Genomic DNA, 18,229 nt, shown 5'->3' on the forward strand with positions numbered 1-18,229 from the left:
ATCTAAAGATATTAATTAGATTTGTAAAAAAAGATTACACCAAATATAGATGATGAAAAATACCGCTTTAACTGACCTCCACATATCCTTAGGGGCCAAGATGGTTCCTTTCGCAGGATTCAATATGCCCGTCCAATATTCAGGAATCAACGACGAACATGAAACTGTACGTAATGGAGTTGGAGTATTCGACGTAAGCCACATGGGTGAGTTCATCCTAAAAGGAGAGAAAGCTCTTGACCTTATTCAAAAGATTTCTTCCAACGACGCCTCAAAATTATATGCCGGAAAAATACAGTACGCTTATATTCCAAATGAAACCGGCGGTATTGTAGATGACTTTTTGACTTATAAAATTGATGATACTACCTATCTGTTGGTAGTGAATGCAGCAAACATAGAAAAAGACTGGAACTGGATCAGCAAATACAACACCTACGGCGTAGAGATGAAAAACATCTCCGACGAGACTTCTTTATTTGCCGTACAAGGCCCTAAAGCCGCTGAGGCTTTACAAAGCCTTACAGATATTGAACTGGCTTCCATGGAATATTACACCTTCGCCAAAGGAACATTCGCAGGCGTAGACAACGTGCTGGTTTCTGCAACAGGATATACCGGAGCCGGTGGTTTTGAAATATACGTAGCCAACAAGGATGCCCGCAAAATTTGGGATGCTATCTTCGAAGCAGGAACACCTTTCGGCATCAAACCTATAGGTTTGGGCGCACGTGACACCTTACGTCTAGAAATGGGCTTCTGCCTTTATGGAAACGATATCGACGACACCACTTCTCCAATCGCGGCAGGCCTTGGCTGGGTGACTAAATTCACCAAAGACTTTGTCAACTGTGAAAATATCAAAGCCGAAAAAGAAAAGGGAACAGCACAAAAATTGGTGGGCTTCGAGATGATAGAAAGAGGTATTCCTCGTCACGACTACCAGATTGTGGATGCAGAAGGCAACGTGATAGGACGTGTAACCTCAGGAACACAATCTCCAACCTTGAAAAAATCTATAGGATTAGGTTATGTAAATACCGCTTTCGCCAAAGAAGGTACGGAAATTTATATCAGCATCCGCAACCAAAAGGTGAAAGCCGTAGTAAAGAAAGCTCCTTTTATTAAATAATAATATCTAATAAAGATAAAAAGGGATAATCGATGATTATCCCTTTTTGTTTTTGGGCTTGTTGTGTTTTTTGTTGCTCCTGCTGCTTTCTGATCAGCTCGGCTTTCACATGTTTCAACAGGACAACTTTCAGATATATCAAAACTACAGACAACGCTATGGCCACACCAAGAATAAGCATGTTGCCACTACGATATGCCGCAACACCGCTCATCACCAGAAAGATTATTCCCAGATTGAGCAATAAGTTTAAGATAAAATGTTTTTTCATTTCGTTTGTTTAGGAGTTTCTACAACTCTTTTTCTTAATCCATAAAAGTATACCAAACCGGCCAAAATATTCAGCAATATAATGAATATCGCCAGAAGGAGACGTTCCACAGAGCTTATTTTTGAGGACACCATAATCTCTCGCAATACCAGAAGCACCCAAATCATGGATATCAGTAGTGAGAAACTGAATAGGATAGGAGCGATGCTGACTTTAAAAAGCATCAATATCAAAGCACCTATATAGAATACCAAACTGAAATAGAAGGCTTGCGTAGTCTGCTGATATAAGTTTCTCATACCGCAAAGGTACAACCTTCTAGCACAGTACTTAAAAATAAAAAGAGAGGATCAAATACCTACTTCTTTCCTGTTGATATATCTCTTTCTCTTAATATACGTCCATCTCAGGATCTATCTCGTCACGCCAAGCCAGGATTCCTCCTTTAAGGTTTGCTAGATTCGTAAACCCTTGCTGCTCCAACAACATGACGGCTTGTGCACTTCTTTTTCCCGAACGGCATTGAATAATCACAGGGATATCTTTTGCTATCTTATCTTGTTCGATAAGGATTCCCGCCAAAGGAATATTAAGACCATTAAGGTTTGAAACTTCATATTCAAAAGGTTCGCGAACGTCAATCAGCTGAAATTGCTCGTTGCGATCCATCATTTCCTTTAATTCTTGAACAGTAATTTCTTTCATGATTCTATTTTTATATCAAATATAACAATACCGGTTGATTTATAGGGTAATTTTCTTTTGCATCACGTAATCATCCAAAATATATCCGTAATAAGGAATATCTACTTCTTCGACCACTTCAAAACCTTGCTTCAGATAGAAATAATATGCTTTGTTACCTCTATTTACGTTAAGCTCTAACGTATCCCTGCCCCTTTGGGTAGCCTCCTCTTCAGCAAAGCTTATCATAAGCCCTCCAAAGCCTTTTCCCTGTGAAGACGGTAATAGATATAACTTTTCTATGCGTAAAATGTTTTCATTTTTGTTGGTTAAGGCTATAAACCTACCGGCACGTTTTCCTCATAGGCTATATAAAAAAGCTGTCCGTGCTGAATCGACTGCTGGATGGCCGTAACGGTATAGTTTTTTTCAAGCATAAATTCCATCTGATCCTCACTGAGACTGCCAAGTATAGGTAGGAAAATATATTTTGTGGGCCAGCTCGTGGATGATAGATGCTTCTTCCAATGTGGCTACGCGAATCTCCAACATGATGTTCTAAACTTCTTCTCCGACAATAATATATTGATCAGTATTCATTTCCAAAGCTACGAAACCGTCCTGTTCGACTTGAAAGATGTTATCTTCCACATAGCGCAAGCCATTGAAAGATTTTATTTGTGAGGGCTCCACAAACATCCTGTCCCCTTTGGTCTTCCATTTTTCGTACTTCTCTCGGATGACAACATAGCGGATACCTTCGCAGAACAGAACGATATTTATTGCATCAGCAAAAGACAAAATATGCTCGGAAATGGTTTTCGTTAGAATATTTACCGCCTTATGGCCATGCGCTATCAGATATTGAATGCTATCCGTCAGAAAGTCTTTCTCAGGTAGAATAACTTTTATATCTTCCTGATATTGGTCTGTGGATACACCATACAGTACATCTATCTTAATGTCCTGCATCAGAAAATAATCTATCTGCTGTGGAGTGGTGATGAGGGTAGGGGACCACTCCAGAAGCTGTCCTAAATATTCTTCTGAAAGTGCTTGCACCTCTTCGACGACTAATGCAGGTTCCTGATTTTCGCGAACAATATGGTGTGAAGACATGTTCTATTATTGATTTAGTTGTGTGATGGCGATAAATGCCATAAGTCCCATTCCTATTTCCAAAGCGTCTTCGTCAATATCGAAGGTGGGCGTATGTACCGCAGACTGTATTCCTTTGGCTTTATTTCCTGTTCCAAGCCTGTAAAAACAAGCATTGGCAACCTGCGAATAGTAAGAAAAGTCTTCTGCGGCAGGCCATAGGTCCAAATCCACGACATTCTCTGCTCCTAAGTATTCTTCTGCTGCCTTTCGTGCCGCTGATGTAAGCTGAGGCTCATTGACCAAATAAGGATATCCTTTACGAACCTCGATGTCGCAAGAAGCTCCCATGCTTTCGGCTATGCCTGTAGCGATTTTTACGATTTTGTCGTGGGCTGCCGCCCTCCACTCTTCGTTGAATGTACGGAAGGTTCCCTCAAGATAAACTTCGTTAGGAATAATGTTTGTTGCCCCGTTGCCCACGATTTTTCCCCAAGACAATACCGTAGGGATACGTGGATCGGCAAATCGGCTTACCACCTGCTGCAAAGCAGATATAATCTGTGCCGTAATAGCTATAGGGTCTATATTTTGATGCGGTTGTGCTCCATGTCCTCCACGACCCCGTACAGTCATAAAGAGCTCATCGCAAGAAGCCATATACTGTCCGGCACGGAAACCCACTTTACCTACTTCAATGAAAGGCATCACATGTTGGCCTATCACGGCGTTAGGCTCCGGATTTGTCAGCACGCCCTCCTTAATCATCAGCGAAGCTCCTCCCGGCAGTTTTTCTTCCCCCGGTTGGAAGATAAGTTTTACCGTTCCACCGAATTTAGACTTCAGTGCATACAATATTTTGCTACGCCAAGCAGGGAGGAAGTATGTACATCATGACCACAGGCATGCATGACACCTTTATTTTGCGAGCCGTAGGGGCGTCCTTCCACCTCTGTGATAGGAAGAGCATCCATGTCTGCACGTAGGGCAATAACCTTATCCGACGGTAAATCGCCTTTCAAGAGCGCTACGACTCCCGTATTAGCCATGGAAGTATAAGGAATACCTATCTTGTCTAATACAGCCTTTACAAATGCTGACGTATTATACTCTTCGAAAGAAAGTTCCGGATTACGGTGTAGGTGACGGCGAATATCAACGATTTCAGCAAAAAATTCTTTCGCTAATTGCTGAATTTCATGCTTTATATTGGTCATGATAAAATGTTTTATTCCCAAACCCAGATGTCTTCCTGAAAGACAAATACGGATTTGTACTGAGAACGTATGGTTCGCATAAATTCATTAGCCTGGCTACGGCTGAGGAAATCTCCTACCTTAACCCTGTAATTAGGCTCCGAATAGGTGATATAAGTATCTATGTCCGGATATTGGCTTCGGAAGCGGGCCTGCACGGCATAAGCTTCACTTCGATTGGATCCGGAATAGATCTGTACTCTGAAACCCTTTCTTCTAACCCGGGTAGCTTTGGCCTTATCAACAACCTTAGGTCCTAGGCTTATCAATCGAGGTGTTGTAGGATTGATTTCATTAGCAGCTCTGAAGTTTTGCAGCAAAGTAATAAGCGTATCCTTTTGAACTTCTACTGCATTACTTTCCTGCGCCTTTACATCTATAGATATTAGGCATGCTAAAGTGCTCCAAAATAAAATCAATCCATTTTTTTGCAACATCTCTATAAAACTCCTTCTAATTGTCTTAGCGATTACTTACCGTGACAATTTTTGTATTTCAATCCTGAACCGCAAGGACACTCGTCATTACGACCAATATCCTGTGTCTTACGTATAGGTTGTGTTACCACATCTTCTTCAGAAACCCCGGTTGGAGATTCTAAACTTTCTTTTGTTGCCTTTACATTTTCAGGCTGTGGCGCAACAGGTTTTGCCTCTTCTATATTTTGAGGTTGCTGCTGTCCCGGAATGTCGCCCTTGAACAAGAAGCTAACAATATCTTTGTTCATTGAAGCCAACATGTTTTTGAACAGGTTGAAGGCTTCCATCTTATAAATAATGATAGGATCTTTCTGTTCGTAAACGGCATTCTGAACAGATTGTTTAAGGTCATCCATCTCACGTAGATGCTCTTTCCATGCTTCATCAATCAAAGCAAGGACTATAGCTTTTTCGAAGGCTTTGAACACCTCTCTACCCTCTGATTCCACGGCCTTCCTCAAGTTAGTAGCAACTTGAATGCCACGAATACCGTCTGTGAAAGGAATAACTATATTTTCTACGAAGTCGCCGCGCTCTGCTAGCACATTTTTCAATACCGGCAAGGTCTGAGCAGCGATATTCTTCGCTTTGTTTTCGTAATGTGTAATTACCTGTTGGAAAAGTTTGTCGGTCAATGTATTTACATTGCTAGATGCAAACTCTTCAGCGCTGATCGCAGGATCTACAGAGAACAAGCGTATTACTTCGATTTGGAACTCATCATAAGAACCATCTTCTTTGGCACTTACGACAACATCTTCCACCACATCGTAAATCGTGTTGTTCAAATCCACATCGAGACGTTCTCCGAACAAGGCGTTTTTACGTTTGGTGTAAATCACATTACGTTGAGAGTTCATCACGTCATCGTATTCCAGCAAACGTTTACGGATACCGAAGTTATTCTCCTCTACTTTGCGTTGTGCACGCTCTATAGATTTGGTCAGCATGCTGTGCTGCATCACTTCGCCTTCCTTCACACCCATCTTAACCATGATGTTCGAAATACGTTCTGACGCAAAGAGACGCATTAATGGGTCTTCCAAAGAGACGAAGAACTGTGACGACCCTGGGTCTCCCTGACGTCCGGCACGACCACGCAACTGACGGTCTACACGACGAGACTCGTGACGCTCCGTACCGATGATGGCCAGACCTCCTGCCTTGATAACCTCTTCGGTAAGCTTGATGTCGGTACCACGACCGGCCATGTTGGTAGCGATGGTCACCTGACCAGGACGACCAGCCTCCGCAACAATCTCTGCCTCTTTTTGGTGAAGCTTAGCATTCAATACGTTATGTTTAATGCCGCGCAGCTTAAGCATCCGGCTCAATAGTTCCGAAATTTCTACCGAAGTAGTACCCACCAATACCGGTCTTCCGGCTTCAGTAAGATTTTGAATCTCTTGTGCTACAGCATTGTATTTTTCGCGTGCGGTACGATAAATCAAATCCTGTTTATCCTCACGTATCACAGGCTTATTGGTAGGAATTTCCACCACGTCAAGCTTATAGATTTCCCAGAACTCACCTGCTTCTGTAGAAGCAGTACCCGTCATACCTGCCAATTTGTGGTACATACGGAAGTAGTTCTGCAAGGTTATAGTAGCATACGTTTGTGTGGCGTCCTCTACTTTAACATTTTCCTTAGCTTCTATAGCCTGGTGAAGCCCATCCGAATAGCGGCGGCCTTCCATGATACGTCCTGTCTGCTCGTCAACGATTTTTACTTTTCCTTCGTCAACGATATATTGATCGTCTTTTTCGAATAGGGTATAAGCTTTCAAAAGCTGGTTGACCGAGTGGATACGCTCCGCTTTGATGGCATAGTCACGCATCAACTCATCTTTGCGGGCAGCCTTCTCCTCCAACGTAGCGTTAGATTTTTCGATTTCGGCGATTTCGCTACCCACATCCGGAAGGATGAAGAAGTTAGGATCTTCTCCTTCGGCGGTAATAAGCTCGATACCTTTTTCGGTAAGTTCTACTTGATTATTTTTCTCGTCGATAACAAAATAAAGCTCTTTGTCGGCCTTAGGCATATGGCGGTTTTGCTCTTGCATATAGAAGTTCTCCACCTTTTGCAAGATCTGACGGTGGTTGTTCTCACTCAAGAACTTGATCAGCGCCTTATTCTTAGGAAGACCTCTGTAGGCACGGAAAAGAGCAAGTCCTCCTTTTTCCGGATCTGTGTCGCCTGCTGCTATGGCCTTTTTAGCTTCATTGAATACAGTATTTACGTACGCTTTTTGTGCGTTAACTAGTTTTTCAATACGTGGTTTCAGCTGATAGAATTCGTGCTGGTCACCCATAGGAATAGGACCGGAGATGATCAATGGCGTACGAGCATCATCAATCAATACGGAGTCCACCTCGTCAATCATGGCAAAGTGTAGCTTACGCTGTACCAAGGCATCAGGACTTTGCGCCATATTGTCACGCAGGTAGTCGAAACCAAACTCGTTGTTGGTACCATACACGATATCTGCCTGATAGGCTTTACGACGCTGAGGGGAGTTTGGCTGGTGCTTGTCGATACAGTCGACAGTAAGGCCGTGGAACTCAAACAAAGGAGCATTCCACTCCGAGTCACGCTTAGCAAGATAGTCGTTCACCGTTACGATGTGAACACCTTCACCTGATAGCGCATTAAGATAGGTAGGAAGGGTTCCCACCAACGTTTTACCTTCCCCCGTCATCATTTCGGCAATCTTACCTTGATGCAACACGATACCACCGATAAGCTGAACGTCGTAGTGTACCATGTTCCACGTAACTTCATTGCCCGCAGCAATCCACTTATTTTTCCAATAAGCCTTATCACCCTCGATAGTTACGTTAGGCTTTCTTGCCGCAAGTTCTCTATCGAACATGGTGGCAGAAACTTCCAACACTTCGTTTTCAGTAAAACGACGTGCTGTCTCTTTCACCACGGCGAAAGCTTCGGGAAGGAGCTCTGCCAATACCTCCTCCAACTTTTTATCACGATCTTTCTTTAGTTTGTCTATCTTGTCGTATACTGCCGTTTTCTCTGCAATATCCGTAATCTGTTCGTCAGCCTTAACCTGCAAATCCGAGATTTCGGCATCGATATCTTTTAAATATTCCTTTATACGGTTTTTAAATTCAATGGTCTTAGCTCGCAATTCGTCGTTGGACAAGTTGGCTAACTTACTATATTCTTCCTTGATCTTGTTGACAATAGGTTGTATAGCCTTAATGTCTCGCTCCGACTTGCTACCAAATAATTTGCTTAAGAATTTTAACATAATTTTATTTTATCTCTACACTAATGCACAAAATTGAATCCAAACTCGTTATCAGGGACATTTTGGCACGAATCGGACAAATTTAATTATTCAGACTGACAAGTTACAGTATTACAGCTATTTTTTTTCATGTCAACGGCTTATTTTGTTAAACTTGCTTTCACGTGATGAGAAGCCAATGTTTCAAGGATAAGACTCTTCCAAAAAGTATTTTTGAAGTACACAAAACTTTTGTCCGAAAACAAAAATAGACCGATATAGTCGGTCTATTTCAAGAATATATTTTTCGAGGTCTTCGGCACGATGTTCAAAGTATATGCTCTTTCGAACATAGACTGTATAGCTTTCTTTCCCAAAGGTCCCAAGTCTACCGAGTATTGATTTACATACAAATCTATATGCTTATACATAACCTCTTCATCCATCTCTTGAGCATGGGCGCGTATATACTCCAATCCGGATTTAGGGTTGGCAAAAGCATATTCCACACTTTTACGAATAAGCTTGTTGACCTTGTTTTTGATTTCCTCTGGCATATCACGACGGATGGCAATTCCGCCAAGTGGAATAGGACTTTCTGTCGTTTTCTCCCAATAATCCCCCAAATCCACAACCTTAAACAGTCCTTTATCCTGATAGGTAAAGCGATTTTCGTGGATGATAAGCCCCAAATCTATCCGTTCGTCCAGCAAGGCTGATTCTATATCGGAGAACACCATGATTTCCTTGTTTTGGAGGGATGGATAGGCCAATCCTAAAAGGAAGTTTGCCGTTGTATATTTTCCCGGAATGCCCACTTTGAGCTGATGAAATTGCTCCGGCAGAGGCTTTCCAGCAAAAGCAGCAAGCTGTTCGGCTAATTCTGTTCGTTTAGTAATCAGCAGCGGACCTACCCCAAAGCCCAAGGCTGATCCAGCGTCCAGCAGCTCATAATCCTCCACAGCATAAGCAAAGGCGTGATAACTCAGCTTAGTAATGGCAAGCTCTCTGTTGAAAGCTTTATGGTTCAGCGTCTCAACATCATGATATTCCACCTCAAAAGTCAAGCCTTCGGTGTCAATCTTATGATGAATCAACGCATCGAAAATAAAAGTATCGTTAGGACAAGGGGAAAACCCTAAACTTAATTTCATAAACTTTACTTTAAAATCCGGTTTCAAAATATGATAAGGTACATGAGCACCCTACACTTTCAGCTTGGTGAGCCAAATCAACACTACCATAGCAAGGAAAGTTAGCAGCATCACACCTTTGGCCAAAGACTCTTTTCCTGCCCTATAGGCAAAGCGCACAACAATAAGGTTAATTGCTGCGGCCAGCACATGTATGGCTATAGGTTTTTCGACAAAATAATCTCGTTGCAAAGAAGTGTATTGCGTAAGGAGATAGGATGCCAAAGGAGCTATGACCCCGATAACCATTCCTAATATAAAGTCTTTCTTCTGCATTATTTTACATCAAAAGCCCAAGAATTCAACTCCGGAATGGCGTGATGCGCCGTCATATCGTATTGTGTAGGCACAATAGAGACATATCCGTTATTAATCGCAAAGACATCAGTATCTTCTCCGCGGTCCACCCAGTCGTATCTTCCTGTCATCCAGTAATAGTCTCTATTATGTGGATCTTTGCGGTATTCGAATTCTTCCACCCAGCAACCGTTAGCTTGTCTACAGATCTTCACACCTTTAATGCCCTTTTCTATATGGGGAAAATTAACGTTAAGCAGAGTACCTTTAGGAAGACCATTTTGCAACACCTGCTGTGCTATTCCATAAACATAGGGTCTCGTGTGGGAGAAATCGGCTCCATGAGCAAAATCATCCAATGAGAAGCCTATGGAAGGGATTCCCTCTATAGCTCCTTCTACCGCAGCGGACATGGTACCCGAATACAGCACGTTGATGGAATAGTTTAGTCCGTGATTTATTCCCGAAACACATAAATCCGGCTTCTTATCTTTAAAGATTCTGTCTACTGCCAACTTCACACAATCCACCGGCGTGCCCGAACATTTATACATCTCCACACCAGGATATAATTCTATTTTATCCAATCGTAAGGGCTTGGCAATGGTAATCGCATGTCCCATTCCGGACTGTGGGGCGTCCGGCGCCACCACAACTACATTTCCCAGTCTTTGCATTTCTTCCAGCAACACCTTGATACCGGGTGCTGTAATGCCATCATCATTTACGACAAGGATTGTCGGTTTCTTCTTTGTCATAATGCTAAGTTAGGAAAAATAAAAAAACTCCGACATATGCCGGAGTTTTACGTATTAGTTTTGGTTTAACCTAAACTTTTCAACCAGTCTACTACTTCTTCACGAGCTTTACCCATTTTTTGCTGTAGACGACCGATTAATTCATCTTCTTGTCCTTCTTCGTATTTAAGATCGTCATCCGTCCAATCGGCATATTGTTGTTTGATCTTACCTTTCATAACATTCCATTTTCCTTTTAAATCCAGTTTGTCCATAACATGTCCTTTCATTTTATTAAGTACAGTACTAACAAGTGGTGATAGGACAAGTTTGTCATCATAACGTCATGAAAGAAAACAAAAAACTCGGCTTTTCGCCGAGTCTTGTCTTTTAAAGATATAATCCTTTTTTATCTATGAATTCTGCCACTTTGTCGGGCGTAAAAAACTTTATATTTTTTCCAGCTTTTACTGCCTGTCTGATAAAAGTAGAGGAAAGCTCCATCAGGGGTGTGTCCGTCATCATCACCGCAGGATGGTTCTTCAAGTCTCCTCCCTCAAATCCCGGACGGGGATACACTATTATCTTGTAATCCCGAAGTATGATATCCGCATTTTTCCATTTGTGAAGGCCAGCAAGATTATCCTCGCCCATGATGAGCACAAAATCCCGATGTGGGTATTTCTCATGCAAATGAATTAAGGTGTCAATAGTATAGGATGGTTGCGGCAGCTTGAATTCTATGTCGCTTGCACGAAAATAGTCAATGCCTTCTATGGCAAGATTTACCATCTCCAACCTATCGTACATGTTGGCTAAGGATTTTTTTTCCTTGAAAGGATTATGTGGCGACACGACAAACCACACCTCATCCAAATCCGTGAAATTGGCCATATAATTGGCTATTATCAAATGCCCTGTATGAATGGGGTTGAATGAACCAAAAAATAAACCAATCTTCTTGTTAGCCATTATTTTGCAAGGAAATCCAACACTAATTTTTCAGCCTCCTGTTTGGCTGTCTCCAAATCAAAATTGTTCAAGATGACGTCAAACTTATCGGCATAACTCAATTCTTTTTCCGCTTTAGCAAAACGTTCCTGTAGTTTTTCTTCCGAGTCGGTGCCCCTTCCTGCCAAGCGTTGTTTCAACACCTCCAAAGAAGGAGGATTCACAAAAATCGCCAAAGCCTGGTCCGGAAATTTAGAACGCAGACGCAAGCCCCCCACCACGTCAATATCGAAGATAACATGCTTTCCTAAAGCCCAAATACGCTCTACTTCCGAACGCAAAGTACCATAATATGTTCCGGAATACACTTCTTCAAATTCAATAAATTCCTGCTTGGCCACACGGTGCAAAAACTCTTCTTTCGTAATAAAATAGTAGTCTTTGCCATCCACCTCATTGCCTCGAGGCTCACGTGTACTTGCCGAGATGGAAAACTCCAATTTATCATTGAATTTTTCTAGTAAATGCTTGACAATAGTTGTTTTGCCTGCACCTGAAGGCGCTGAAAAAATAATTAGCTTTCCGCTCATATATGTTATAGTACGTTTAATAGTTGTTCTTTAATCTTTTCGAGTTCTTCTTTCATGCGGACTACGATCTGCTGTATGTCCGCATTGTTGGCTTTAGATCCCAACGTATTAATCTCACGTCCCATTTCCTGGGAGATGAACCCTAATTTTTTTCCATTGGAATCCGGCGAGTTGAGTTCTTGGATAAAGTAGTTGCAGTGGCTTTTGAGTCTCACTTTCTCTTCGGTGATGTCCAGCTTGTCGATATAGAAAACGATTTCCTGTTCAAACCGGTTTTTATCAATATTATCAGCTCCTACTGCTTCCTCCATATATTGATTGAGACGCTCCCGGATCAAGGGAATTCGGTCTCCCTCCACGCTTTCCACTTCCGTAAGATAATTCAAAATGAGATAAACGCGCTTTTCTAGGTCTCCTTTAAGAATGCGTCCCTCGTCGGCACGAAAGACGTTAAATTGCTCTACCGCCTTGTAAAAGGCTTCCATAAGCACCTTTCCTTCTTCTTCGTCCACTTCGTCGTTTGTGGAGATCACTTCAGGCATGTTGAGCGCCAAGCTGAAAAGATCTGTTTTTTCTTCGCCTACTTCCATAGCTATCTCCTTCAGCTGGGTGTAATATTTCTTAAGAAGTTCTGCGTTTATCGTAGATGCTTTTGCTGTTTGGTCAGCATATTCTGCCGTAACGGCAATATTTACTTTTCCGCGCTCGATAAGTTTACTGCATTCCGCACGGAGGGTAAGTTCCTTGTCCGATACGACCTTCGGAAGACGTAATCCTAATTCGAGGAACTTTGAATTAAGTGATTTTATCTCGACAGTGTATTTTACTTTCGCATTTTCATGCGTTCCCACACCGTAGCCGGTCATTGATTTTATCATACGCAAAGGTATGAAAACTAATACTAAAAGAGAATTTTACCTATCTGAAGAGAAAAATTTTACTTCTTTTTCAGATATTCTATTACGGGAGGGAGTAATGATATACCTATTATGGCTAACACCATCAAAGAAAAATTCATTCTGAATAAAAGATATCTGCCCGAAGAAATATCCTGCCAGCAGAAAAAGAGTAACCCATAACACCCCACCTAAGATGTTGAACTTACCAAACTGCCTGTACTTCATCCTCGATATGCCGGCCACGAAAGGAGCAAATGTACGTACTATAGGCACAAAACGAGCATATACTATGGTCTTGTTTCCGTATTTAGCATAAAAGTTTTGAGTCTTCTCCAAGTAGGAAGGTTTGAAAATTCGAGACTTGCCATTGAAAACACGCACCCCCACATGCTTGCCGATTTCATAGTTTATTAAATCTCCTAACACTGCAGCAGCAATCAATAGAATCAGCATGGTGAAGAGCGAAAGGTCGGTTTCCGGCTTTGCAATAAGTGAGCCTATGGCAAACAACACAGAGTCGCCAGGAAGAAAAGGAGTAACCACCAGTCCCGTTTCGGCGAAGATGATCACAAACAATATCAAATACGTCCATGATTGATAATCGTTGATGATGTCCACCAGATGCTTATCAATATGGAGAATAAAATCTATTAATGTGCTGACAATATCCATATCCAACAAAAAAAAGGAAGTATTATACTTCCTTCTTCTTAAATTTTTCTTTCAAAATCTCTATTATGATTGGCAGTACGGATACAAAAATTATCAGCAATACCACCTTTGAAAAATTATCACGAATAAAAGGAATATTTCCTAGGAAATATCCGGCTAAGGTTATTCCTACTACCCACAAGATAGCCCCTACAATGTTGTAAGTAAGGAAAGTACCATAGTTCATCCGCCCTATGCCTGCTACGAAGGGAGCTAAAGTACGGACTATAGGCACAAAACGGGCGATAACTATAGTCTTACTGCCGTACTTTTCATAGAACGAATGTGTCTTATCGAGCTGCTCATCGGTAACCATATGTTTTCCGAAAAGCTTAAACTTAGTGACACGCAAACCAAAATGCTTTCCTATGGAATAATTGAGAGAATCTCCTGTTACCGCCGCCACAAGAAGAATTAAAATCAACACCCATATGTTCAGCTCATTAGGTTGTGCTGCCAACATTCCTGCCGCAAATAGCAACGAATCGCCAGGAAGAAAAGGCATCACCACAACTCCTGTCTCTACAAAAATGATAAGAAACAGAATCAAGTAGGTCCACATCTGATAGTTGTTTACTATCTCTACCAGATGGTCGTCCACATGTAATATAAAATCTATTAGTCCGTAAATAATATCCAAAACGAGCTAACCTCTAATTATAATTATTTAACATCACCGGCATCACCAACATCAAGATATCTTCATTATCCTTCTTCACAGAAGGCAACAACAATCCTGCACGATTTGGTGTACTCATCTCCAACACCACCTCTTCACTGTCTAAGTTTGACAACATCTCGATAAGGAATTTGGCGTTAAAACCTATTTCCATATCTTCTCCTTCAAACTGACAGCTTAAACGTTCGTATGCTTCATTAGAGAAGTCAAGATCTTCTGCCGAGATATTCAATTCCGAACCGCTGATCTTCAAACGTACCTGATGCGTGGTCTTATTTGCAAAGATTACCACACGACGCAAGGTATTTAAGAATAATGCACGGTCCACAGTAAGCTTATTTGGATTTACCTGAGGAATTACCGCTTCATAATCTGGATAGCGCTCATCCACTAGGCGGCATATTAAGTGAATAGAACCGAACTGGAAGAACGCATTGGTATTGTTATATTCTATAGAAACCGTGGTATCATCCGAAGGTAACGACGATTTCAACAGGGTCAAAGCTTTCTTAGGCAAGATGATGGAAGCAGTCTTTTCTGCGCCTACATCTGTACGGCGATATCTTACAAGTCGGTGTGCGTCGGTAGACACAAAAGTGATGTTCTGATCACTAAACTGTACATATACCCCCGACATTGCCGGCCTAAGCTCGTCAGTACTTACCGCAAAAAGAGTTTTATTAATAGCTTCCGCCAGAATAGCGGCCGATAATTTCACTGTAGAGACATTGTCTACTACCGGAATTTTAGGGAAATCATCTGCATTTTCGCCGCTCAATTTGTATTTACCGTCGCCAGCGCTGATTTCTATTGTCAACGTATTAGTATCTACCGAAAAGGCTACAGGCTGGTCAGGAAGCGTCTTCAATGTGTCAATCAAAATTTTTGACGGCATGGCTACTCTACCTTCTTCTTTTGCTTCTATAGACAAAGAAGTAACCATACTAGTCTGCAAATCTGTCGCTGAGATGGTCAGCGTATTGTCCTTTATCTCAAACAAAAAGTTCTCCAAAATAGGAAGAACGGTACTGCTACTTGACGCGCCACTGATGGCTTGAAGTTGTTTTAATAAAACAGATGTGGATACAATAAATCTCATGTGCTATTTGCGATAAATTACTTATATGCAATATTACATAATTTATGTCTAAAATTATAATGGTGCACTATTACAATGTTATTATTATAGACAATTTTAATTTTAGTACATTTGTCTAGAAATAAATATGCTATTCAGAGAGATAATTGGTCATCAAGAGGTTAAAAGACATTTAATCAATTCGGATAAAAAACAACCGTGTAAGTCATGCACAGCTGTTTTTGGGGCCGGAAGGTTCTGGATCTCTTGCTCTTGCGGTAGCATATGCACAATATATCAATTGCGAACACCGTACGGACGAAGACAGCTGTGGGCAATGTCCTTCGTGCCGCAAATACGAAAAGCTTATCCATCCGGACCTTCACTTTTCGTATCCTTTTTTCCCTACGAAGGAGCTAGCTGTAGCTACCGACGTGCTGAAAGAATGGAGAGAAGCTTTTCTCACCAATCCCTACTTGGGAATGGATTATTGGAGGGATAGGCTTGATGCCGGCAACAAGCAGGCCAACATTCCCATCAAGGAAGCACATGACATCATCAAAAAGCTTAGCTTGAAAGCCTATGAGGCTGAATACAAGGTTTTGATCATGTGGCTTCCGGAATATCTGGATAAAGAGGGAAATGCCTTGCTTAAGCTTATCGAAGAACCGCCGGCAAAAACTCTTTTCCTACTGGTAGCAGAAAACCAGGAAAAGATTTTGAATACCATTATCTCGCGCACGCAGCTGGTCAAAATCAACAAGGTTAGTCATGAAGAGATAACAAACTACCTTGTAGAGAAACACAGCCTTCCGCACAACGAGGCAAGAGAGATTGCCTTCATCGCCGACGGCAATATTCAGGACGCTTTAAATCTGCTGCAAAACAAAGAACATAGCAGCAACTTTCAACTTTTCGTGGAATGGCTTCGCACCATAGTGACAGACAGAGGATCAGATCTGATACGTATCAGCGAGGAGAGACTTGCTTCCCTAGGACGCGAGAATCAGAAAAGCTTCATCCTCTATGCCATCAACATGATTAGGCAGATCATTCTGATGCAACAAGGGTTGAAAAATTTAGTGTTTCTGCGAGAAGAAGAGTTAAAATTTGTAGAAAAATTCAAGTGAATTATATCAAATTGAACAATTGACCGAAACCATAGGGCTGTTAGAAAAAACACATTATGGTATTGAAAGGAATGGTAATCCTAAAATATTATTTTTAGATTTATCTTTGCAATTAGTTTTATTGTTCAAATATCAAACGTTCCCACAAGGGACTCAATATATATAGAAAGAAAATTATGGGATGTGGCAGTTGCTCATCCGGTGGTGGTTGCGGTACAGGAGCCAAATTAGGTACAGTACCAGCAGGTTGTAACAATAACGGCACCTGCATGACCAGCGGATGTAATAAATTAGATGTGTACGACTGGCTTTCCGATATGGATTTGCCATCTAACTATAAACCCTTCAATATAGTAGAAGTTCGTTTCAAAGGATCTAGAAAAGATTTCTTCGTCAATACGGACAACCTCTATCTTGAAATGGGTGAAATGGTCGCCGTAGAGCCTTCTACAGGAGGTTATGACATAGGACACGTGTCGCTTACAGGAGAGCTGGTAAGGCTACAGCTCAAGAAAAACAAATATCAGTCCTGATGCTGTAACCAAACGTATATACCGTAAAGCGACAGAGGCAGATGTTGCCAAATATAAGGCAGCAAAAGATTTGGAGTGGGAGACCATGCACAGAGCCCGTAAGATGGCTTTGGACCTAGGTCTTTCAATGAAAATATCGGACGTAGACTATCAGGGTGACAAGACCAAAGCTACCTTCTACTATACGGCAGAAGGACGTGTAGACTTTCGTGAGCTCATCAAGAAGATGGCCGAAGCATTCCGTATACGTATCGAGATGCGCCAAATTGGAATGCGGCAGGAGGCAAGCCGTCTAGGGGGTATAGGTTCCTGCGGCAGGGAGCTATGTTGCTCTACATGGCTGACAGACTTCAAGACCGTGTCAACCTCTGCGGCAAGATATCAAAACCTGTCGCTCAACACGCTTAAACTGGCTGGTCAGTGCGGTAAGCTCAAATGCTGTCTCAACTATGAGCTGGATAGTTATATGGACGCCCTGAAAGATATTCCTACCGACGTAGATAAAATAGAAACACAAAACGGTACAGCAATCTTACAAAAAACCGATATTTTCAAAAAGATTATGTGGTTCTCCTATCCGGGAGCAGAAAGCTGGGTGCCTCTGGCTATCAGCAAGGTCAAAGAGCTGGCAGAACTCAACAAGCAAGGCGAAATTCCGGAAACTTTATCCGCCGTAAGCCTACAAAAAGAAACGATAAAACCTATTGTTTTGGATTATGAGAATGTTGTAGGACAGGATAGCCTGACACGCTTGGATGAAAAATCCAAAAAACGCAAGAAGAAAAAGAAAAAACAAAAACAGCAATAAGGCTGAAGCTCAGTCTTCTTCTGCCGACCAAAGTAAAAAAGCTGAAAAGCCTGCAAGCTCCCTCCGGAGAAAAGAAAGAAAAAGCAGATATCAAAAACAACGAAAAAGCAGCAAAACCTAAAGAGCAGCAGAGGAAGAAAAGAAGATTCAACAGAAATAAAAACAAAAATTCAGATAAACAAAACAACAGTGGAGAATAATCTTCTCCACTCTTCTTTTTTATTATGAAAAGATATTTAGCTATACTAGGTCTGCTTGCCTCCTGCAGCGATGGCGCCTTTTATGAAAAAAATGTGGCCATAGCTGATCGCTCTTGGGAGTACAGAGATATTCCTACCTTTGAAGTGAAGGTAGAAGACAACAAAGCTAAATACGATATCTATATCAATGTGCGTCATACCAACCTAAGTTAATGTCTTTTCCAACCTACATTTTGTGAGTCACACAAGGAAAGC

General features: G+C 41.6%; 22 protein-coding genes and 1 pseudogene. 5 read left to right on the top strand and 18 right to left on the bottom strand.

Annotated features, from left to right (window positions below; translation table 11 throughout):
* Window positions 1-52: 52 nt before the first annotated feature.
* Window positions 53-1,132 (top strand): glycine cleavage system aminomethyltransferase GcvT, encoded by a 1,080-nt coding sequence (gene gcvT / locus SD31_RS02255; protein ID WP_039052960.1) that lies wholly within the window; start codon window positions 53-55, stop codon window positions 1,130-1,132.
* Here gcvT and SD31_RS14735 read toward each other — a convergent pair.
* The 18 genes and pseudogenes from SD31_RS14735 to dnaN all read right to left on the bottom strand — a co-directional run bounded on the left by SD31_RS14735 (window position 1,125) and on the right by dnaN (window position 15,324).
* Window positions 1,125-1,403 carry a DUF6358 family protein gene (locus tag SD31_RS14735; protein WP_052258564.1) on the bottom strand — a complete coding sequence of 93 codons (279 nt, stop codon included), beginning with the start codon at window positions 1,401-1,403 and terminating at the stop codon, window positions 1,125-1,127. The genes gcvT and SD31_RS14735 overlap by 8 nt on opposite strands.
* Window positions 1,400-1,702 (bottom strand): hypothetical protein, encoded by a 303-nt coding sequence (locus SD31_RS02265; RefSeq protein ID WP_039052946.1) that lies wholly within the window; start codon window positions 1,700-1,702, stop codon window positions 1,400-1,402. Before SD31_RS02265 ends, SD31_RS14735 begins: the two co-directional genes overlap by 4 nt.
* A gap of 91 nt (window positions 1,703-1,793) precedes the next feature.
* Window positions 1,794-2,108, bottom strand: a complete 315-nt coding sequence (locus SD31_RS02270) for a rhodanese-like domain-containing protein (RefSeq protein ID WP_039052947.1) — start codon at window positions 2,106-2,108, stop codon at window positions 1,794-1,796.
* 39 nt (window positions 2,109-2,147) lie between these two features.
* Window positions 2,148-2,426 (bottom strand): GNAT family N-acetyltransferase, encoded by a 279-nt coding sequence (locus SD31_RS18110; protein WP_316929730.1) that lies wholly within the window; start codon window positions 2,424-2,426, stop codon window positions 2,148-2,150.
* A gap of 219 nt (window positions 2,427-2,645) precedes the next feature.
* The gene (locus SD31_RS14740) at window positions 2,646-3,206 is read right to left on the bottom strand and encodes a hypothetical protein (protein ID WP_052258565.1); all 561 of its coding nucleotides are present in this window, start codon (window positions 3,204-3,206) and stop codon (window positions 2,646-2,648) included.
* A gap of 6 nt (window positions 3,207-3,212) precedes the next feature.
* Window positions 3,213-4,402 (bottom strand): annotated as a pseudogene (locus tag SD31_RS02285) (M20 metallopeptidase family protein).
* A gap of 11 nt (window positions 4,403-4,413) precedes the next feature.
* A complete protein-coding gene (locus SD31_RS02290) occupies window positions 4,414-4,878 on the bottom strand; it encodes an SPOR domain-containing protein (protein WP_231561076.1) in 465 nt (154 codons plus the stop codon).
* A 32-nt stretch (window positions 4,879-4,910) separates the two neighbouring features.
* The gene (secA, locus tag SD31_RS02295; protein WP_039052948.1) at window positions 4,911-8,189 is read right to left on the bottom strand and encodes a preprotein translocase subunit SecA; all 3,279 of its coding nucleotides are present in this window, start codon (window positions 8,187-8,189) and stop codon (window positions 4,911-4,913) included.
* A gap of 266 nt (window positions 8,190-8,455) precedes the next feature.
* Complete coding sequence (locus SD31_RS02300; protein ID WP_039052949.1) at window positions 8,456-9,322, bottom strand: 1,4-dihydroxy-6-naphthoate synthase; 867 nt, start codon at window positions 9,320-9,322, stop codon at window positions 8,456-8,458.
* Between the two features lie 51 nt (window positions 9,323-9,373).
* Window positions 9,374-9,637, bottom strand: coding sequence for a hypothetical protein (locus SD31_RS02305; RefSeq protein ID WP_039052950.1), 264 nt, complete (start codon window positions 9,635-9,637; stop codon window positions 9,374-9,376).
* Window positions 9,637-10,416 (bottom strand): 5'/3'-nucleotidase SurE, encoded by a 780-nt coding sequence (surE, locus tag SD31_RS02310; RefSeq protein ID WP_039052951.1) that lies wholly within the window; start codon window positions 10,414-10,416, stop codon window positions 9,637-9,639. Before surE ends, SD31_RS02305 begins: the two co-directional genes overlap by 1 nt.
* A gap of 65 nt (window positions 10,417-10,481) precedes the next feature.
* The gene (locus SD31_RS02315) at window positions 10,482-10,670 is read right to left on the bottom strand and encodes a CsbD family protein (protein ID WP_039052964.1); all 189 of its coding nucleotides are present in this window, start codon (window positions 10,668-10,670) and stop codon (window positions 10,482-10,484) included.
* A 115-nt stretch (window positions 10,671-10,785) separates the two neighbouring features.
* Entirely contained in the window at window positions 10,786-11,367 is a 582-nt protein-coding gene (nadD, locus tag SD31_RS02320; RefSeq protein WP_039052952.1) for a nicotinate (nicotinamide) nucleotide adenylyltransferase, read from the bottom strand.
* Window positions 11,367-11,936 carry a guanylate kinase gene (gmk, locus tag SD31_RS02325; protein WP_039052953.1) on the bottom strand — a complete coding sequence of 190 codons (570 nt, stop codon included), beginning with the start codon at window positions 11,934-11,936 and terminating at the stop codon, window positions 11,367-11,369. The genes nadD and gmk overlap by 1 nt, the downstream gene beginning before the upstream one ends.
* 5 nt (window positions 11,937-11,941) lie before the next feature.
* The gene (locus tag SD31_RS02330; RefSeq protein ID WP_082021771.1) at window positions 11,942-12,814 is read right to left on the bottom strand and encodes a YicC/YloC family endoribonuclease; all 873 of its coding nucleotides are present in this window, start codon (window positions 12,812-12,814) and stop codon (window positions 11,942-11,944) included.
* A gap of 36 nt (window positions 12,815-12,850) precedes the next feature.
* Window positions 12,851-13,507, bottom strand: a complete 657-nt coding sequence (locus tag SD31_RS02335) for a DedA family protein (RefSeq protein WP_316929728.1) — start codon at window positions 13,505-13,507, stop codon at window positions 12,851-12,853.
* Window positions 13,508-13,529: 22 nt separating this feature from the next.
* A complete protein-coding gene (locus SD31_RS02340) occupies window positions 13,530-14,186 on the bottom strand; it encodes a DedA family protein (RefSeq protein WP_039052955.1) in 657 nt (218 codons plus the stop codon).
* Between the two features lie 13 nt (window positions 14,187-14,199).
* The gene (dnaN, locus tag SD31_RS02345) at window positions 14,200-15,324 is read right to left on the bottom strand and encodes a DNA polymerase III subunit beta (protein WP_039052956.1); all 1,125 of its coding nucleotides are present in this window, start codon (window positions 15,322-15,324) and stop codon (window positions 14,200-14,202) included.
* A 221-nt stretch (window positions 15,325-15,545) separates the two neighbouring features.
* On the opposite strand from dnaN, the gene SD31_RS02350 reads away from it, so the two are divergent.
* The 4 genes from SD31_RS02350 to SD31_RS02360 all read left to right on the top strand — a co-directional run bounded on the left by SD31_RS02350 (window position 15,546) and on the right by SD31_RS02360 (window position 18,187).
* Window positions 15,546-16,433, top strand: coding sequence for a hypothetical protein (locus tag SD31_RS02350; RefSeq protein WP_316929729.1), 888 nt, complete (start codon window positions 15,546-15,548; stop codon window positions 16,431-16,433).
* 176 nt (window positions 16,434-16,609) lie between these two features.
* On the top strand, window positions 16,610-16,966 hold the full coding sequence (locus tag SD31_RS18115) for a hypothetical protein (RefSeq protein WP_231561077.1): 357 nt from the start codon (window positions 16,610-16,612) through the stop codon (window positions 16,964-16,966).
* 16 nt (window positions 16,967-16,982) lie between these two features.
* A complete protein-coding gene (locus SD31_RS18120; RefSeq protein ID WP_262506504.1) occupies window positions 16,983-17,774 on the top strand; it encodes a stage 0 sporulation family protein in 792 nt (263 codons plus the stop codon).
* A 224-nt stretch (window positions 17,775-17,998) separates the two neighbouring features.
* On the top strand, window positions 17,999-18,187 hold the full coding sequence (locus SD31_RS02360) for a hypothetical protein (RefSeq protein WP_039052957.1): 189 nt from the start codon (window positions 17,999-18,001) through the stop codon (window positions 18,185-18,187).
* The last annotated feature ends 42 nt before the right edge of the window (window positions 18,188-18,229 follow it).

This window comes from Sphingobacterium sp. T2 (assembly GCF_000814685.1).
Classification (GTDB): domain Bacteria; phylum Bacteroidota; class Bacteroidia; order Sphingobacteriales; family Sphingobacteriaceae; genus Sphingobacterium; species Sphingobacterium thermophilum.

Excerpts from the sequence above, each read along its gene's own strand:
- SD31_RS02315 (WP_039052964.1), bottom strand. The coding sequence starts at position 10,670 with ATGGACAAACTGGATTTAAAAGGAAAATGGAATGTTATGAAAGGTAAG.
- secA (WP_039052948.1), bottom strand. The coding sequence starts at position 8,189 with ATGTTAAAATTCTTAAGCAAATTATTTGGTAGCAAGTCGGAGCGAGAC.
- surE (WP_039052951.1), bottom strand. The coding sequence starts at position 10,416 with ATGACAAAGAAGAAACCGACAATCCTTGTCGTAAATGATGATGGCATT.
- SD31_RS14740 (WP_052258565.1), bottom strand. The coding sequence starts at position 3,206 with ATGTCTTCACACCATATTGTTCGCGAAAATCAGGAACCTGCATTAGTC.
- SD31_RS18115 (WP_231561077.1), top strand. The coding sequence starts at position 16,610 with ATGGGATGTGGCAGTTGCTCATCCGGTGGTGGTTGCGGTACAGGAGCC.
- gcvT (WP_039052960.1), top strand. The coding sequence starts at position 53 with ATGAAAAATACCGCTTTAACTGACCTCCACATATCCTTAGGGGCCAAG.
- SD31_RS14735 (WP_052258564.1), bottom strand. The coding sequence starts at position 1,403 with ATGAAAAAACATTTTATCTTAAACTTATTGCTCAATCTGGGAATAATC.
- SD31_RS02290 (WP_231561076.1), bottom strand. The coding sequence starts at position 4,878 with ATGTTGCAAAAAAATGGATTGATTTTATTTTGGAGCACTTTAGCATGC.
- SD31_RS02330 (WP_082021771.1), bottom strand. The coding sequence starts at position 12,814 with ATGATAAAATCAATGACCGGCTACGGTGTGGGAACGCATGAAAATGCG.
- SD31_RS02305 (WP_039052950.1), bottom strand. The coding sequence starts at position 9,637 with ATGCAGAAGAAAGACTTTATATTAGGAATGGTTATCGGGGTCATAGCT.
- dnaN (WP_039052956.1), bottom strand. The coding sequence starts at position 15,324 with ATGAGATTTATTGTATCCACATCTGTTTTATTAAAACAACTTCAAGCC.
- gmk (WP_039052953.1), bottom strand. The coding sequence starts at position 11,936 with ATGAGCGGAAAGCTAATTATTTTTTCAGCGCCTTCAGGTGCAGGCAAA.
- SD31_RS02360 (WP_039052957.1), top strand. The coding sequence starts at position 17,999 with ATGAAAAGATATTTAGCTATACTAGGTCTGCTTGCCTCCTGCAGCGAT.
- SD31_RS02265 (WP_039052946.1), bottom strand. The coding sequence starts at position 1,702 with ATGAGAAACTTATATCAGCAGACTACGCAAGCCTTCTATTTCAGTTTG.
- nadD (WP_039052952.1), bottom strand. The coding sequence starts at position 11,367 with ATGGCTAACAAGAAGATTGGTTTATTTTTTGGTTCATTCAACCCCATT.
- SD31_RS02270 (WP_039052947.1), bottom strand. The coding sequence starts at position 2,108 with ATGAAAGAAATTACTGTTCAAGAATTAAAGGAAATGATGGATCGCAAC.
- SD31_RS02335 (WP_316929728.1), bottom strand. The coding sequence starts at position 13,507 with ATGGATATTGTCAGCACATTAATAGATTTTATTCTCCATATTGATAAG.
- SD31_RS02300 (WP_039052949.1), bottom strand. The coding sequence starts at position 9,322 with ATGAAATTAAGTTTAGGGTTTTCCCCTTGTCCTAACGATACTTTTATT.